Raw genomic sequence first — 17,171 nt, forward strand, 5'->3', positions numbered from 1 at the left:
GTTAAGCCTATCGCTCCGACGGGGGCTCGGAACCGGTCTCGGAGCCGGTCTCCGTGCCGTCGCGACGACGGCGAACCGAGTACCAGACCATCAGTGCCACGATCACCAGGATGCCGCCGATCGAGAGCACCCAGATCCAGGCGCTCGCGCCGGATCCGTCGTTCGTCGCCGGCTCGTCGGGGGCCGCGGTCTCGGGCGTCGCCGATGCCGCTTCGCTGGGCGTTGCGGACGTCGGGGCAGCGCTCGGCTGATTGGTCGCGCCGGCGTCTGAGCCGGTCGTCACGGTGAAGAAGTACTCATCGGAGGTCGGGTGGCCATCGCTCGAGACGACCTTCCAGATCACGTGGTACTCACCGGCCGGAGCCGCAGCGAGGAGCGGCTGAGTGACGATCGCGCCCTCCACAGTCGCGGGGCCGTCGGTGGCTTTCTCGCCATCGGGTCCCGTCACGACCACCTCGGTGGCCCCCTCGCCGTCGATCAGCTTGGCGCTGAACGTGAGCGTGAGCTCCGCCGGGAGCACATCCACCTCGCTGTCGGCGGCGGGTGATGACGACACGAGGGAGTCGTGGGCGGAGGCGGAGAGAGGGGAGAAGAGCACCAGGAAGGCGGCGAGGAGCGTCACGGCGAGGGCTATGGAGGCGGCGGGCAGGCGCAGAGCTTTGGTCTTCACAGGTCCACCCTATGAATGCGCGGTATGTGACGGCTGAGTATGCATGCGGCCTCCCGCGAGCGGCTCGGCATCCGTTAGTCTGGACAACCTAGGAGGGCACAGTGACAGACAGCGACAGCCGCCCGGCCGGAGAAGCCGCAATCCACCGCTCCGGCGAGCAGAGGCACGACGTGACGCAGACGTTCGGACACGATTCCGATCTGTCCTTCGTGCCGTTCGGCGTGGAACTCACCGACGTCGAGCAGACCGCGATCGCGGCCCTGCCGTCGGGCTCAGCCCTGCTCCTGGTGCGCTCCGGCGCGCTGGCCGGAGCACGATACCTTCTCGACACCGACGTGACGACGGTGGGCCGGCACCCCGAAGCCGACATCTTCTTCGACGACGTGACCGTCTCGCGACGCCACGCGGAGATCACCCGCACCGGAACGACGTTCGAGATCATCGATCAGCGATCGCTCAATGGAACATACGTGAACGGCGAGCGTGTCGACCGCAGCGCGCTGGTCGACGGTTCCGAGCTCCGCGTCGGCAAGTTCCGACTGAACTTCTTCGCCTCGCCGCACGACCGGGCGGCGGCGAACGCCTGATGGCGGCCTCTCCCGCCCGCGAACGCTCTGCGTCCGCGGGCCTGCTGAGTATCGGGCAGGTGCTCGCTCGGCTCACTCCGGAGTTCCCGGACCTGACCTCCAGCAAACTACGGTTCCTCGAGGTGCAGGGCATCGTCAGCCCCTCCCGCACCGAATCCGGCTATCGCAAGTTCTGTGCGGCCGACATCGAGCGGCTCCGCCTCGGTCTCACCCTGCAGCGCGACCACTATCTGCCGCTGAGCGTGATCCGCGAACAGCTCGACGAGGCGGAGGCCGGGGGAGAGTCGAACTCGCTCGTGGCGCCGCCGTCGATCGCCCCGACGCCTCGACGCTACCGGCGGGCCGAGCTTCTGGCCGCCGCCGGCGCCGGACCCCAACTGCTCAACGACGCGATCAGTACCGGTGTCATCACAGCGCAGGAGAGCTACCCGGAGGCCACGGTCACGCTGCTGCGCGGCCTCGTCGCGCTCGACCGCCACGGCATCGAACCCCGCCACCTGCGCTCGCTCCGTCAGGGCGCGGAGCGCGAGGTCGCTCTCATCGAGTCCGCGATGTCGTCGCTGCTGCGCCGCACGGATGCCGCGTCGCGGGCGAAGGCCAGCGAACTGGCCCCCGAACTCGCGACCAAGATCGATGAAGTGCGTTCGCTCTTCATCAAAGACGCGCTGTCGCGGGTGCTTTCGTAACGAACTGGTTGCGACACACCTTCGACGTCCCACGGATGTCATTGCCGGTGCCCGAGCACTGCTCTACCGTGGAGATAACCGTTCCAGGGAGGATTTCAGATGAATGCGGATGAGCTCACAGGCGACCCGCGGTTCGTACCCGAACTCCTCTTCACGGACGGTCTCCCCGCCATGGACGACGAGGTCGGATACCGCGGAGCGGTTGCCGCTCGTGCCGCCGGCATCACTTACCGTCAACTGGACTACTGGGCGCGTACCGAGCTGGTGGAGCCCACCGTCCGCGGCGCGAGCGGCTCCGGCTCGCAGCGCCTCTACGGCTTCCGCGACATCCTGGTCCTGAAGCTCGTCAAGAGCCTCCTCGACACCGGTATCTCCCTGCAGCAGATCCGCACGGCGGTCGAAGAGCTGCGTCGTGCCGGCATCCGCGATCTGGCCGGCACCACGCTGATGAGCGATGGTGCATCGGTCTATCTCTGCACGTCGAACGATGAGGTCATCGACCTCGTCAGCCGCGGACAGGGCGTGTTCGGCATCGCCGTCGGGAAGGTGCTCCGCGAGGTCGAGTCGACTCTCGTCGCCTTCGATCCGACCGCTCCGGACCCGGTCGACGAGCTCTCGGCGCGGCGCTCCAAGCGCTCCGCCTGACCCCTTCGACAGGCTCAGGGACCCAAGGGGACTTCTCTGCCCACGAGAAACGGCCACCCTCGATGAGGATGGCCGTTTTGCTGATCGCTGCGCGTCAGGCGCTCTCCGGCAGGGCGATGCGCCCGGTGCGGATGATGCGGTCGAGCAGCTGATCGAAGTCGGCGGCGAGTTCCTGCGCGGAGTCGCCCGGCCAGATGTGCAGCGGTTTGGCGGCGCCCTGCGCCTGCTGCAGTGACGTGCGCTCCGGCAGCTGCGGGGCGAGCACGAGCGGGCCGAACATGTCGCGCAGCTCCTTGATGCGGAACTGGTGCTCGATCGACTGCGGACGCACGCGGTTCACGACGATGCCGAGGGGCTGGAGGCGGGGGGAGAGTCCTCGACGGATCTCCTCGATGGCGCGAAGCGCGCGGTCCGCCGCGGCGACGGAGAACAGTCCGGGCTCGGTGACGACCATGACGCGGTCGCTCGCCGCCCAGGCGGTGCGGGTGAGGGCGTTCAGCGAGGGCGCGCAGTCGACCAGCACGAGGTCGTAGTCGGCCTCGACGGCGGCAAGAGCCTCTTCGAGCTTCCAGACGTCTCGGACGCTCGGGTGCGGGCCGTCGAAGTTGATGGCGGACGGGCTGCCGATGAGCACGTCGATCGTGCCCGGGTGCACCTTCGCCCAGCCGCTGGAGGTGATCGCCTGACGGACGACCTTCTCCTTCGGGTTCGCCAGCACATCGGCGATGTTGAGTCGTCCGGCCACCTGGATGTCCATCCCGGTGGAGACGTCGGACTGCGGGTCGAGGTCGACGACGAGAGTCCGGACTCCCCGGGCGAAAGCCGCTGAGGCCAGCCCGAGTGTCACGGTCGTCTTGCCGACGCCCCCCTTGAGAGAGCTGACGCTGAGTACGTGCACGGACTCCACGTTACCTTCCCCTAGGCTGAGGGGACACTCAGCCCCGCCCCTGCACGCCGAAAACGCCGTGCATCGAGCTCTCAGAGGTGTGCATGTTCCAGAAGATCCTTGTGGCCAACCGCGGCGAGATCGCGATCCGGGCCTTCCGAGCGGCGTACGAGGTGGGGGCGCGCACCGTCGCGGTGTTCCCGCATGAGGACCGCGGTTCCGTGCATCGGCTCAAGGCCGACGAAGCCTACGAGATCGGCGAACGCGGGCATCCCGTCCGCGCCTACCTGAACGTCGATGAGATCATCCGTGTCGCACTCGAGGCGGGTGCCGACGCGATCTACCCCGGGTACGGGTTCCTCTCGGAGAACCCGGAGCTCGCAGAGAAGGCCGCAGCGAACGGCATCGTCTTCATCGGACCGCCGTCGAAGGTGCTGGAGATGGCTGGCAACAAGGTCGAGGCGAAGCGCCACGCGATCGAGGCCGGCGTTCCGGTCCTCCGCTCGACGGAGGCGTCGGACGACATCGAAGCCCTCGTCGCCCAGGCCGAGGACATCGGGTTCCCGCTGTTCGCCAAGGCAGTGGCCGGTGGAGGCGGGCGCGGTATGCGCCGTGTGGAGACCCCGGGCGAGCTCGCCCCGGCCCTCGCTGCGGCCATGCGCGAGGCTTCGAGCGCGTTCGGCGATGCCCGGATGTTCCTGGAGCAGGCGGTCGTTCGTCCTCGGCACATCGAGGTGCAGATCCTCGCGGACAAGACCGGCGAGACCGTTCACCTGTTCGAGCGCGACTGCTCGGTGCAGCGCCGCCACCAGAAGGTGGTCGAGATCGCTCCTGCCCCCAACCTCGATGACAGCGTCCGCACCGCGCTGCACGGCTACGCGGTCGCCTTCGCCCGCTCGATCGGGTACGAGAACGCCGGCACGGTCGAGTTCCTGCTCGAGACCGCGGGGGGAGCGCACCGGTGAAGTCGTCTTCATCGAGATGAACCCGCGCATCCAGGTCGAGCACACGGTCACCGAGGAGGTCACCGACGTCGACCTCGTGCAGAGTCAGATGCGTATCGCCGCCGGGCAGACGCTCGCCGACCTCGGGCTGCAGCAGCAGAACCTGCACCTGCGCGGCGCCGCCCTGCAGTGCCGGATCACGACCGAGGATCCGACCCAGGGATTCCGCCCCGACACCGGAAAGATCACCACCTACCGGTCGCCGGGTGGCGCCGGCATCCGCCTCGACGGCGGCACCGTGCATCAGGGTGCGCAGATCAGCCCGCACTTCGACTCCATGCTGGCGAAGCTGACCTGCCGCGGTCGCGACTTCCCCGCGGCCGTGGCTCGCGCGCGACGCGCACTGGCCGAGTTCCGCATCCGCGGTGTGTCCACGAACATCCCCTTCCTGCAGGCGCTGCTCGACGACGACGCGTTCATCGCCGGCGACGTCAGCACGTCCTTCATCGATGAGCGTCCGGAACTGCTGCGCGGTCGCGTCTCGAAGGACCGCGGCACGAGGCTCCTGAACTGGCTGGTCGACGTCACCGTCAACAAGCCCCACGGTTCCCACCCGGGTGTGATCGACCCTGCCGCCAAGCTGCCCGCCGTCGACCTCACGACCGAGCCGGTGGCGGGCTCCCGCCAGCGACTTCTGGAACTCGGGCCGGAGGGCTTCGCGCGCAGCCTCCGCGAGCAGACCGCACTGGCGATCACCGACACCACGTTCCGCGACGCCCACCAGTCACTCCTGGCCACCAGGGTACGGACGAAGGACCTGGTCGCCGCGGCGCCCTATCTCGCCCGGCTCACACCCGGCCTGCTCTCCGTCGAAGCCTGGGGTGGCGCAACCTACGACGTCGCGCTCCGATTCCTCGGCGAGGACCCGTGGGAGCGTCTCGACAAGCTGCGGGCGGCGCTGCCGAACGTCGCGATCCAGATGCTGCTGCGCGGGCGCAACACGGTGGGCTACACGCCGTACCCCACTGCCGTCACCGAGGCGTTCGTCGCCGAGGCCGCAGCGAGCGGCGTCGACATCTTCCGCATCTTCGACGCGCTGAACGACGTCGAGCAGATGCGGCCCGCCATCGAGGCCGTGCGCAACACCGGCACGGCTGTCGCCGAGGTGGCGCTCTGCTACACCGGCGATCTGCTCGACCCGGCGGAAGACCTCTACACGCTCGACTACTACCTGGGCCTGGCAGATCAGATCGTCGCCGCCGGTGCGCACATCATCGCGATCAAGGACATGGCCGGTCTGCTCCGTCCCGCCGCGGCCGCGAAGCTCGTGTCGGCGTTGCGCGAGCGCTTCGACCTTCCGGTGCATCTGCATACGCACGACACCCCCGGTGGTCAGCTCGCGACGCTGCTCGCGGCGAGTGCGGTGGGCGTCGACGCGGTGGATGCGGCATCCGCTCCGCTTTCCGGCACGACCAGCCAGCCGTCCCTGTCGTCGCTCGTCGCGGCGCTCGCCCACACGGAGCGCGACAGTGGGATCTCCCTCGGCGGGGTCTCGGACCTCGAACCGTATTGGGAGGCCGTACGCCGGCAGTACGCGCCGTTCGAGTCCGGCCTGCCCGGACCCACGGGCCGTGTGTACCACCACGAGATCCCCGGTGGACAGCTGTCCAACCTCCGCCAGCAGGCGAAGGCACTAGGCCTGGCGAACGACTTCGAGCTGATCGAGGACATGTACGCCGCGGCCGACCGCATCCTCGGCCGGGTGCCGAAGGTGACCCCGTCGTCGAAGGTGGTCGGCGACCTCGCCCTGCACCTCGCAGCGGTCAAGGCCGACCCGGCGGACTTCGAGGCGAACCCGGAGAAGTACGACGTCCCGGACTCGGTCGTCGGCTTCATGGCGGGGGAGCTGGGTGACCTGCCGGGCGGGTGGCCCGAGCCCTTCCGCACTAAGGTGCTGGCCGGACGCTCCGTGCGCGTCGGTCTCACCGAGATCTCGGCCGAAGACGAAGCGGCTCTCGCCGGATCCAGCGCCGAGCGCCGCGCACGTCTCAACGCGCTGCTCTTCCCCGCGCCGACGAAGGAGTACCTCGAGCGCCGTGAGCGGTTCGGCGACCTGTCGGTTCTCGACACGAGCGACTACCTCTACGGTCTGGTGCAGGGGCAGGAGCATGTGATCGAGATCGACCGCGGAGTACAGCTCTACATCGGGCTGGAGGCCATCGGCGACGCCGACGACAGGGGCATGCGCACGGTCATGACGACCCTCAACGGACAGCTCCGACCAGTGTTCGTTCGCGACCGATCCATCTCCGTGGATGCCCATGAGGTGGAGAAGGCGGATACCTCGATACCGGGTCAGGTGGCCGCCCCCTTCTCGGGCGTGGTCACGCTGAAGGCCGAGGTCGGCAGCACGGTCAAGGCCGGTGAGCCCGTCGCATCCATCGAGGCGATGAAGATGGAAGCGGCGATCACGTCGCCGGTCGACGGCGTCCTCGAACGTCACGCGATCGCCGGCACCCAGCAGGTGGATGCCGGAGATCTTTTGGTCGTCATCCGTCCCGCGCACTAATCTTGGGCGGGCGAGGGCCGCGCCGCGTGCGCACCCGAGGCTCGCGCAGGCTTGGAGTGCATCGTGACCCCGAAGAACACCGCAGACCACGAGGACAACCCGCTGGGGGTGCTCGATGACGCCGCGTCTCTCGACACGGCCGGCATCGGCATCCTCGGCGGGACCGCGCAGGTGAGCGTGACATTGCCCAAGGATGAGGACGACGATCTCGCCGACGACGGTGTCGTCGACGGCGAGGTCGTGGATCTGATCCTCGATGAGGCACCGGTGGCGCTCGCTCCGCGGCCATCGATCTTCATCGACTCGATCGTGATCGACGTTCCGGCGGTCCCTGCGTCTTCGAACGAAACGGTCAAGGAGCCCGAGAAGGCCGACGAGCCCGAGGTCGTCGCGGAGGACGCTGACACCACGGACACCGAGGAAGCCGAGATCGTGGAGAGGAGCCCGAGTCTTCGGAGGTCGAGCCTTCCGAGACCGAGACTCCCGAGACCGAGGATTCCGGGATCACGGTCGAGACCGAGACCGACACTGAGGCCGACGCACCGGTCGCCGCACACGCCGCGGAGGAAGAAGTCGCGGCCCGTTTCCTCGCCCAGGCGGATGCCGATGCGGCCACGACCGTGGCCCCCGCCCCGACCACGACTGCGATTCCGAAGGAGACCACCGCCGTGTCCAGACCCGAGCCGAAGGCCGTCGCCCCGCAGAGGGGACGCGCCGCGGCGCGCGCCGACGTGACGCTCACCTCCAAGCGATTGGACGATCTGGGGGATTCCTCGCGCGAGTCGGCCGATCTGCTCACCGCCGACCGGTTGCTCGACCCGAGCCGGATCGCCAAGCCGGAGCCCGAGGGGGCCTGGAGCCACTTCCTCTACACCGTGTCCGGTCGTCGCATCAACATCGGCGATGGGCGGCGCGCCCGTGATCGCAAGGCGCTCTCCGCACGGATCGCCGCGCCGCTGACCGGCGGCGCACGATTCGTCCCGGTCCTCTCCCGCAAGGGCGGCGTCGGCAAGACCACCATCACAGCGCTGCTCGGCATGGCTCTCGCCGACGCGCGAGACGACCGGGTCATCGCCGTCGACGCGAACCCCGACCGCGGCACCCTCGCCGAGCGCGTGGTGCGACCGCATCACAACAAGTCGGTGCGCGACCTCGTCCGCATCCACGAAGAGGTCAAGGGCTACCACGACATCTCCGCGATCGTCGCACGCGACGCGACTCGCCTGGATGTGCTCGCCTCCGACTCGGATCCGCGCATCGCGGAGGCTTTCAGCGACAGCGACTACCGGGACGTCGCCGGGGTCGCGGCGCATTACTATTCGCTCGTTCTCACGGACACCGGAACCGGGATCGTGCACTCGGTCATGTCGGCGACGCTCGATCTCGCCGACCAGATCGTGATCGTGTCGGGACTCAGCGTGGATGAGGCGCGGTTGGCCTCGGAGACGCTCACCTGGCTCGAGACCAATGGCTACGAGGAGCAGGCGCGTGAGGCGATCGTGGTGCTGAACCAGTCGACGCCCGGCGCACCCCTCGTGCGGCTGAATGAGCTGCAGGCGCACTTCGCCACGCGCGCGAAGAGCGTGATCCGGATGCCGTACGACCCGCAGATCGCGGGCGGAGGAACGATCGTGTTCGCCAACCTGCAGCCCGAGACGCGCATCGCTGCGCGCGAGCTCGCAGCGGTGCTGGTCGAGGGTCTGCGGGCGAGGGTCGCCTGATGACGGTGCGCGAGATCCGCATTTTCGGCGACCCCGTTCTCCGCACCGTGTGCGCTCCGATCGACCAGATCGACGACGGTGTGCGGGCTCTGGTCGCGGACCTCGTCGAGACCGTCGAGCTGCCCGGTCGCGCCGGTGTCGCGGCGCCGCAGATCGGCGTGGCGCTGCGCGCCTTCAGCTACAACATCGACGGCGACATCGGGTACGTTCTCAACCCGGTCCTCACCGAGGTGCGCGGTGAGCCGGTGCCGACGGGCGAGGGCTGCCTGTCGGTGCCCGGTCTCTGGCATGACGCGCTGCGTCACCCGTGGGCCCGCGTCGAGGGGATCGATCTCGACGGGAATGCCGTGGTGCTCGAGGGCGAGGGCCTGCTCGCCCAGGCGCTGCAGCACGAGACGGATCATCTCGACGGGAAGCTGTTCCTCTCCCGGCTCGATCCGGAGACCCGAAAGCAGGCGATGCGCGAGGTGCGCGAGAGCTCCTGGTTCTGAGGGGCGCTCGCGCTGAGCCGCCCCTTTCTCATATGAACGGCCCCCTTGTGCGCGTGCGCAAGGGGGCCGTTCGTATCGAAGCGGGCGGCTCGACCGGCGAGATCAGCCGCCGATGGCGACGTTTGTCGTGGAGACCGGCTCGTCGTAGATCGCGGCGACCTCGTCCGCGAAGTCGTTCATGATGACATTGCGCTTGATGGACAGCTTGGGCGTCAGGTGTCCGGAGGCTTCCGTCCACTCCGAGTCGAGGATGGTGAACTTCCGGATCGACTCGGCGCGCGACACCCGTGCGTTCGCGCCGTCGACGGCACGCTGCACCTCGTCGCGCACGGCCGCGTTGGTGGATGCATCCGCCAGCGACATCTTCGCGTCGAGGCCGTTGTTCGCGAGCCAGGTCGGAAGCATCTCGGGGTCGAGGGTGACCAGCGCGGAGATGAACGGGCGCTGGTCGCCGACGACGACGACCTGGCCGATGATCGGGTTGGCGCGGATCGGGTCCTCGAGCGCGGCCGGGGCGACGTTCTTTCCACCCGCCGTGACGATGATCTCCTTCTTGCGGCCCGTGATCGTGAGGAAGCCCTCGGAGTCGAAGCTGCCGATGTCACCGGTGCGGAACCACCCGCCTTCGCTGAACGCCTCCGCCGTGGCCTCCGGATTGTTCCAGTACTCCTTGAACACGTTGACGCCGCGGACCTCGATCTCGCCGTCTTCGCCCAGACGCACTCCGACGCCGGGGAGTGCGGGACCGACGGTGCCGATCTTCGACTTGTCGGCCAGGTTCACGGTCGCGGGTGCCGTGGTCTCGGTGAGGCCGTAGCCTTCGAGGATCACGACGCCGAGGCTGTGGAAGAAGTGGCCGAGGCGCGGACCCAGGGGCGCGGAGCCCGACACCGCGTAGACCACGTTTCCACCCATCGCTGTGCGCAGCTTGCTGTAGACGAGCTTGTTGAACAGGGCGAATTTGAGCTTCATCCCGAACGGGATCTTCTTGCCCTCTTCGAGCAGCTTCGAGTGCTCGATGGCGACGTCGGCGGCGGCGCGGAAGATCTTGCCCTTGCCACCGGCCTCCGCCTTCTGCTCGGCGGAGTTGTAGACCTTTTCGAACACGCGGGGGACGGCGAGAAGGAACGTCGGCTTGAAGGAGCCGAGTGCCGGCAGGAGCTGGCGGGTGTCGGGCTGGTGCCCGGTGCGCACGCCGGCGTGGATGTCGAGGATGGAGATGAAACGCGCGAACACGTGGGCGGTGGTGATGAACAGCAGGGTCGAGGCGCCCGGCGTCTCCACGACGGCGTTCAGCGCCTTCGCCGAGTTGCGCGTCAACTCGACGAAGTTGCTGTGCGTGAGCACGCAGCCCTTCGGCCGGCCCGTCGAGCCCGAGGTGTAGATGAGCGTGGCGATGTCGGAGCCGACCGCGAGGTTGCGTCGCCGCTCGATCTCCTCGTCCGTCACTGACGACCCCTGAGCGGTGAGCGTGTCGATCGCGCCGAGGTGCAGCTGCCAGATCTCGCGGATCAAGGGGAGATCGCCGCGCACCTCGTCGACGCGGGCGAAGTGCTCGGGGGACTCCACCATGAGGGCGATCGCGCCGGAGTCCTCGAGGATCCACTGGATCTGGGAGGGGGAGCTGGTCTCGTAGATCGGCACCATCACCGCACCGGCATAGAAGAGCGCGAAGTCGACGAGCGTCCACTCGTAGGTCGTGCGAGCGAGGAAGCCCACCTTCTCGCCGGGCTGGATGCCGGCGGCCGCGAATCCCTTCGCCAGAGCGACGACGGCGGTCTGGAAGTCGGCTGCGGAGATGTCGCGCCAGCCGTCGCCACCGTCCGGGACGGAGAACAGGGCGCGGTCGGGGGTCGCCTGGACGCGCTTGACCAGAAGGTCGGAGACGTTCGCGTCGGGATCGGCGGGGACGATCGCGGGGACTTCAAACTGGACCACGGCAGCTCCTTCGGTACCGGACGGGCACGGTGTGCTGTCGAGTCTAGGGCATGACACCGCGTCGCACTCTTGATGGGACTGAGTCGCGATCAAGGATCCCGCGGAGAAGAACATCGGAGCGGATGCCGGGGCGGCGCTAGACTTCACCACGATGTTCTACTGGCTGATGAAGTATGTCGTGATCGGCCCCGTGGTCAAGGCGATCTTCCGCCCCTGGATAGCGGGACGGAACAACGTGCCCGCGAATGGTGCGGCGATCCTCGCCAGCAACCATCTCTCCTTCGCGGACTCCATCTTCCTGCCGCTGGTGATCGACCGTCCGATGTCGTTCCTCGCGAAGAGCGACTACTTCACCGGCCGCGGCCTCAAGGGATTCGCGACCAAGTTCTTCATGAAGGCCACCGGACAGATCCCGATCGATCGCTCGGGAGGCAAGGCCTCGGAGGCCTCGCTCAACACCGGGCTCCAGGTGCTCGGCGGGGGAGACCTGCTCGGCATCTACCCGGAGGGAACCCGCAGCCCCGACGGCAAGCTGTACCGCGGGCGCACCGGCATCGCGCGCATGGCTCTCGAGGCCAAGGTCCCCGTCGTCCCCGTGATCATGGTCGACACCGACACGGCCATGCCGATCGGACGCCGCCTGCCCCGGATCATGAGGGTCGGCATCGTCATCGGAGAGCCTCTGGACTTCTCCCGCTACGCGGGTATGGAGAACGATCGTTACATCCTGCGATCCGTCACGGACGAAATCATGGTGGCGCTGCACAGGCTCGGGCAGCAGGAGTACGAGGACGTCTACGCGTCGACCGTGAAGGACCGGCTTCCGGCCCGCGTCACACAGCGCTCGTAGCGAATCCGAGGGGCACCCCGACCACTAGGCTTGAGGCATGCTCCCGCACCACATCGACGCCCTTGATGCTTGGCGCTCGCTTCCCATCAAGCAGCAGCCGCAGTGGCCTGACGCGGACCGCGTCGCCGAGATCTCCCGACAGATCTCGACCCTCCCTCCTCTGGTCTTCGCCGGTGAGGTCGACAACCTCCGCGATCGCCTTGCGCGCGCAGCATCCGGCCAGGCGTTCCTGCTGCAGGGCGGCGATTGCGCCGAGACGTTCGCCGGCGCCACCGCCGAGCAGATCCGCAACCGCATCAAGACGGTGCTGCAGATGGCCGTCGTCCTCACTTACGGTGCGTCGATGCCGATCGTGAAGATGGGGCGAATGGCGGGACAGTTCGCCAAGCCCCGTTCGAGCGACACCGAGACCCGTGGCGATGTCACTCTTCCGGCGTACCGGGGCGACATCGTCAACGGGTACGACTTCACCGAGGGCTCCCGCCAGCCCGATCCCGGTCGGCTGCTGCAGGGCTACCACACGGCCGTCTCCACGTTGAACCTCATCCGGGCCTTCACTCAGGGAGGGTTCGCCGACCTCCGCGAGGTGCACTCGTGGAACAAGGGCTTCGCGCAGAACCCGGCCAATCAACGCTACGAACGCATGGCCGCCGAGATCGATCGCGCGATCAACTTCATGGAGGCCGCCGGAGCCGACTTCGACGAGCTCAAGCGCGTCGAGTTCTTCACCGGCCATGAGGGCCTGCTGATGGACTACGAGCGCCCGATGACGCGGATCGACTCGCGCACGGACACGCCCTACAACACGTCCGCCCACTTCCTGTGGATCGGGGAGCGCACCCGTGAGCTCGACGGCGCGCACGTCGACTACTTCTCGAAGATCCGCAACCCCATCGGTGTGAAGCTCGGCCCGACCACGACGCCCGAGACGGCGCTCGCCCTGATCGACAAGCTCGACCCCGAGCGCGAGCCCGGACGACTCACCTTCATCACTCGCATGGGCGCCGGCAAGATCCGCGATGCCCTGCCGCCGCTGCTGGAGGCCGTGCGCGACTCGGGGGCCCAGCCGCTGTGGGTCACCGACCCGATGCACGGCAACGGCATCACGACGCCGACCGGGTACAAGACGCGTCGCTTCGACGACGTGGTCGACGAGGTGCGTGGCTTCTTCGAGGCGCACCGCGCCGTCGGCACCTTCCCCGGCGGCATCCACGTGGAGCTCACCGGTGACGATGTGACCGAATGCCTCGGCGGATCCGAGCACATCGACGAGGCGGCTCTCGCGACGCGCTACGAGAGCCTGTGCGACCCGCGCCTGAACCACATGCAGTCCCTCGAGCTGGCGTTCCTCGTCGCCGAGGAGCTCGAGAAGCGCTGAGCAGACAGAAAAGGGGCCGGAACATCGTTCCGGCCCCTTTTCCGTGCTCTCGATCAGGCGACGTGCTCCCGATCAGTTGAGGTGCGCGCGATCAGCCGGAGAAGCTCATCTTCAGCGTGATGGTCGTCCCCTTGCGTTGAGGCTCCGACGGACTGTACGAGTCGACGTTCGTGTTCTCGTTCGCCAGCAGGTCCCATACGGAGTCGGGGAGCCCGGTGTCGCTCGTGTACGACCACTTGAAGCCGGCACCCTCGAGGGCCTGGGTGGCCTCGTCGCGGGAAAGGCCCTCGACGTTCGGCACGTCGAACAGGGGAGGTCCGCTGGAGATGATCAGCTGCACAGTGTCGCCCGGGCGCCAGGGGCCCTTCTCGGAGCGGTCGGCGTGACCGATCACCCGGTCCTTGCCGATGCTGTCGCTGGGCTGGTACTGGCTCTCGGCCGCCACCTTGAGGCCCTTGCCCGTCAGGGCGTCGGTGGCCTGCTGCACGCTCAGGTCGCTGATGTCGGGGAGCGGCCCGCGGGACACCTGGATGGTCGCGGTGTCCTTCTCGAACACCGTGCACCCCTTATCGCAGCCGAAGGTGTCGCCGCCCGCGCTGGGCGTGATGCGGACGTTGAGCACCTTGCCGTCTGCCAGTTCGTCGAAGTACTCCTCGTCGTCGGCGATCTCGAGGTTCGCCGCGTCGAGTGAGGCGCGCACGACCTCGAGATCGAGCCCGGTGACCGGGTCGAGGTCGTGCGATGCGGGACCGGCCGAGACGATGACCGCGACGGTCACGCCCTTGTCGAGACGGGTGCCTTCGCCGGGATCGGTCTTGATCACCGTGCCCTTGGCCACGTCGACGGAGAACTCGTCCTTCTTCTCGGGGACGAACCCCGCGTCGGAGAGGACGTCAGCCGCCTCGTCGTACGTTCCGCCGGCGACGGTCGGCACCGCGATCAGTGAGCCGGGACCGGAGCCGAACCACCAGCCCACACCGCCTGCGAGAACGGCGAGCAGCAGCACGAGGGTGAGGAGGAAGGCGCCCCGCGCGCGGCGCTTCGAGGCGCGCCGCCGCAGGATCGTGGCGTTGTCGACGGCCGGAGCGCCCGGTGCGGTGGTATCAGGGATGACCATGGTCCCGGGCATGACCTTGGTGAGGTCACCCGAATCGGCCTGGCTCCGCTGAGACGTCGTGGCCCTCGCGACCGCCGGGGCGATCCCCAGGTCGCGTTCGATCTCTCGGAGGCGCTCGAGCATCTGCCCCGCGTCATCCGGTCGCTCGTCGGGGGACTTCTCGGTCGCCCAGAGCACGAGCTCGTCGAGCTGCTCCGGAACCGCGGGGTTCCGCACGCTCGGACGCGGCACGGACTCGGTGGCGTGCTGGAACGCGATCTGCATCGGCTGCTCGCCCTTGTAGGGCTGCTCGCCGACCAGCATCTCGTAGAGCATGATGCCGAGAGCGTAGATGTCGCTGCGGGCATCGGCGGTGCCGCGGGTCACGAGTTCTGGGGCCAGATAGGCGATGGTGCCGAGCAGCTGCTGACCGGTGGCGGTGTTCGCCGTCGTCGCGCGCGCCAGCCCGAAGTCGCCGATCTTGATGCGCCCGTCCTCGGCGAGCAGAACGTTCTCCGGCTTCACGTCGCGGTGCACGATCCCGGCGCGGTGCGCGGCCGAGAGCCCCGCGAGGATCGCGTCCATGATGGTGATCGTCTGCGGGATCGTGAGCCGCTTCTGCTCCCGCAGCAGTTCGCGCAGCGTGATGCCGGGCAGATACTCCATGACGAGGTAGGCGAGCTCGCCGTCCTGACCCTGATCGAAGACGTTCACGACATGCGGGTCCGCGAGGCGGGCCGCGGCGCGGGCCTCCTGGATGAAGCGGCTCTGGAAGGCCGAGTCATCGCTGAGGTGCGCGTGCATGACCTTGAGCGCGATGCGTCGCTCCAGGCGGAGGTCGGTCGCCACGTAGACGGTCGCCATGCCTCCGCGGGCGATTCGTGCCCGCACGCGATAGCGACCGTCGACAAGCCGCCCGATGAGGGGGTCGGCTTGCTGATTGGACGTCACGTCAGAATTCTATGGAGAACTGCCTGAAAGACAGGGGAGCGGCTCACCCCTGGCACCTGCGGGTTTTCCCGATGCCGGTCATCCGTAGTGAGCCAGCCAGCTGTATGCCTGCTTCTCCCACTGGCCGTACCGGTCGGGGTAGGCCGAGATCTGCACGGCCTGCGCGGCGTCGGTGAAGGACATCGCCTCCCAGCCGGGGATGTCGAGCAGGCCACGGGTGGTCTGTCCGTTGGGATCGCCATGGCCGCCGTAGAACACTCGCGTGCTCCGGTCCGCGTCGAGGATCTGAGCGGGGGTTCCCCACCCCGTACTGGGCCGCTGCTGGAAGATCCCCAGCGAATCGCGGTCGCCCCAGTCGAGGTTGCGCAGACCCGATTCGACCATGGCGGTCGCGAGTGCCGTGGCGATGGCTCGATCGGAGACGCCCATCTCGCGACCGATGCGGATGATGAGTCCCGCGTTCGATGCCTGCTCGGCTGTGAGCGAGGCGGTCCGCTGCCCTCCCGTCGATGACGCCGCTGCCGGCGCGGGGGCGCTCTTCACGACGAGCTTCTGGCCGGGGTAGATGATCGATGAGGCGCCGAGACCGTTGAGGGAGAACAGCGCCTGGCTGGTCGTGCCGTACTTCTTCGCGATTGCGAAGACGGTGTCTCCGGCGACCACGACGTGGGTCGTGGCGGAAGCCGGAGGAGCGGTCACGGCCACCGGGGCCGCCACGGCCGGTGCTGCGGTGCCCGAGACCGCGAGCTTCTGCCCGGGATAGATGACCGAGGTGCGGCTCAGCCCATTGGCCGCGAGGACCGCGTCGACGGTGGTGCCGTACTTCTTCGCGATCGCGAAGACCGTGTCGCCGGCGACCACGGTGTGGGCGCTCGCGGATGTCCGGACGGCGACCGGCGCGGGGGCAGCGGCGGATGCGTGGAGCTTCAGCTTCTGGCCGGGGTGGATCACCGAACGCCAGGTGAGTCCGTTCCTCGTGAGCACGTCCACGGTGCGAAGGCCGAACCGGCCGGCGATGGCCGAGACGGTGTCTCCCGGCTGCACGATGTAGTCGGCGGGTGGCGCCTGAGTCGGAACGGTGCGCAGGGGTGTCGAGCGGTGCCGCTCGATCGTGGTCGGCTGCGGGGCGGCGTCCGCCGGAGCAGCGACCAGTGTCCCCGCCAAGGCGCCGAGGATGGCGCCCGGCATGCCGAACTGCAGATATCGCGTGCGACGCGTGGCGGTGTGCTGGGTCAAAGCGTCCCCCTTTTCGAGCACTTCACGCTGACACGGATGTAAACAGAAGTCAACAGGAGTGACGCAAGTGACAGATGTGACTGGAGTGCCGATATGCGACTCGGAAGCGGAGGTGAGATAGTGGGCAACGTGTCTGAGAACGTAGCTGTGACCCCCGCCGTCGAGTGGCTGACCATGCCCGATCTCGTCGAGGTGCTCGACGTGCCCCTTGGCCGTGTGCGCCGCCTGATCGACGATCACTATCTGGTCGGGTCCCGGCGCACCGGCGTCTTCGCGGTGCCGGCTGTCTTCATCGTCGACGGGCACCCGCTCAGCTCGTTGCGCGGCACCATCATCGTGCTGCAGGACGCCGGCTTCACTGACGACGAGCTGATCGACTGGCTGCTGGCCGAGGAGGAGAGCCTCGGGCGCTCCCCGATCGACGCGCTCCTCGCGGGGCACAAGAGCGCGGTCCGCCGCCTCGCGCGCACCCTCGCCTGATCCGAGCGCGCCCTCAGCCCGGGCCCGCAAGCCGGCAGCGCGA

General features: G+C 68.2%; 12 protein-coding genes and 2 pseudogenes. 9 read left to right on the forward strand and 5 right to left on the reverse strand.

The window, feature by feature from the left end; genetic code table 11:
- Window positions 1-7: 7 nt before the first annotated feature.
- Complete coding sequence (locus QFZ21_RS00215) at window positions 8-670, reverse strand: copper resistance CopC family protein (RefSeq protein ID WP_307373187.1); 663 nt, start codon at window positions 668-670, stop codon at window positions 8-10.
- 101 nt (window positions 671-771) lie between these two features.
- Here QFZ21_RS00215 and QFZ21_RS00220 point away from each other — a divergent pair, with 101 nt between their 5' ends.
- The 3 genes from QFZ21_RS00220 to QFZ21_RS00230 all read left to right on the forward strand — a co-directional run bounded on the left by QFZ21_RS00220 (window position 772) and on the right by QFZ21_RS00230 (window position 2,588).
- Window positions 772-1,257 (forward strand): FHA domain-containing protein, encoded by a 486-nt coding sequence (locus QFZ21_RS00220; protein WP_307373188.1) that lies wholly within the window; start codon window positions 772-774, stop codon window positions 1,255-1,257.
- Window positions 1,257-1,943, forward strand: coding sequence for a MerR family transcriptional regulator (locus QFZ21_RS00225; protein WP_307373189.1), 687 nt, complete (start codon window positions 1,257-1,259; stop codon window positions 1,941-1,943). The genes QFZ21_RS00220 and QFZ21_RS00225 overlap by 1 nt, the downstream gene beginning before the upstream one ends.
- A 99-nt stretch (window positions 1,944-2,042) precedes the next feature.
- Window positions 2,043-2,588, forward strand: a complete 546-nt coding sequence (locus QFZ21_RS00230) for a MerR family transcriptional regulator (protein WP_116636800.1) — start codon at window positions 2,043-2,045, stop codon at window positions 2,586-2,588.
- A 94-nt stretch (window positions 2,589-2,682) separates the two neighbouring features.
- Here QFZ21_RS00230 and QFZ21_RS00235 read toward each other — a convergent pair whose 3' ends face one another.
- Window positions 2,683-3,486 carry a ParA family protein gene (locus QFZ21_RS00235; RefSeq protein WP_307373190.1) on the reverse strand — a complete coding sequence of 268 codons (804 nt, stop codon included), beginning with the start codon at window positions 3,484-3,486 and terminating at the stop codon, window positions 2,683-2,685.
- 92 nt (window positions 3,487-3,578) lie between these two features.
- Here QFZ21_RS00235 and QFZ21_RS00240 point away from each other — a divergent pair.
- The 3 genes and pseudogenes from QFZ21_RS00240 to def all read left to right on the forward strand — a co-directional run bounded on the left by QFZ21_RS00240 (window position 3,579) and on the right by def (window position 9,199).
- Window positions 3,579-6,987 (forward strand): annotated as a pseudogene (locus QFZ21_RS00240) (pyruvate carboxylase).
- A 63-nt stretch (window positions 6,988-7,050) separates the two neighbouring features.
- A pseudogene (locus QFZ21_RS21020) lies at window positions 7,051-8,708 on the forward strand (MinD/ParA family protein).
- A complete protein-coding gene (def, locus tag QFZ21_RS00250) occupies window positions 8,708-9,199 on the forward strand; it encodes a peptide deformylase (protein WP_307373192.1) in 492 nt (163 codons plus the stop codon). The pseudogene QFZ21_RS21020 and the gene def overlap by 1 nt, the downstream one beginning before the upstream one ends.
- Window positions 9,200-9,301: 102 nt before the next feature.
- On the opposite strand, the gene QFZ21_RS00255 is transcribed toward def, so the two are convergent.
- Entirely contained in the window at window positions 9,302-11,137 is a 1,836-nt protein-coding gene (locus QFZ21_RS00255) for a long-chain fatty acid--CoA ligase (RefSeq protein ID WP_307373194.1), read from the reverse strand.
- A 151-nt stretch (window positions 11,138-11,288) separates the two neighbouring features.
- Between QFZ21_RS00255 and QFZ21_RS00260 the strand changes: the two genes are divergently transcribed.
- Window positions 11,289-11,987 carry a 1-acyl-sn-glycerol-3-phosphate acyltransferase gene (locus QFZ21_RS00260; RefSeq protein WP_307373196.1) on the forward strand — a complete coding sequence of 233 codons (699 nt, stop codon included), beginning with the start codon at window positions 11,289-11,291 and terminating at the stop codon, window positions 11,985-11,987.
- A 37-nt stretch (window positions 11,988-12,024) separates the two neighbouring features.
- Window positions 12,025-13,365 carry a class II 3-deoxy-7-phosphoheptulonate synthase gene (locus QFZ21_RS00265; RefSeq protein ID WP_307373197.1) on the forward strand — a complete coding sequence of 447 codons (1,341 nt, stop codon included), beginning with the start codon at window positions 12,025-12,027 and terminating at the stop codon, window positions 13,363-13,365.
- Between the two features lie 91 nt (window positions 13,366-13,456).
- Here the strand turns inward: QFZ21_RS00265 and pknB are convergent, their stop codons facing one another.
- Window positions 13,457-15,412 (reverse strand): Stk1 family PASTA domain-containing Ser/Thr kinase, encoded by a 1,956-nt coding sequence (gene pknB / locus QFZ21_RS00270; protein WP_307373198.1) that lies wholly within the window; start codon window positions 15,410-15,412, stop codon window positions 13,457-13,459.
- 78 nt (window positions 15,413-15,490) lie between these two features.
- Window positions 15,491-16,648, reverse strand: coding sequence for a LysM peptidoglycan-binding domain-containing protein (locus QFZ21_RS00275; protein ID WP_307373199.1), 1,158 nt, complete (start codon window positions 16,646-16,648; stop codon window positions 15,491-15,493).
- 120 nt (window positions 16,649-16,768) lie between these two features.
- Here QFZ21_RS00275 and QFZ21_RS00280 point away from each other — a divergent pair, with 120 nt between their 5' ends.
- Entirely contained in the window at window positions 16,769-17,128 is a 360-nt protein-coding gene (locus QFZ21_RS00280) for an Rv2175c family DNA-binding protein (RefSeq protein ID WP_373425984.1), read from the forward strand.
- Window positions 17,129-17,171 lie beyond the last annotated feature (43 nt).

It is taken from the genome of Microbacterium sp. W4I20 (assembly GCF_030816505.1).
Lineage (GTDB): Bacteria > Actinomycetota > Actinomycetes > Actinomycetales > Microbacteriaceae > Microbacterium.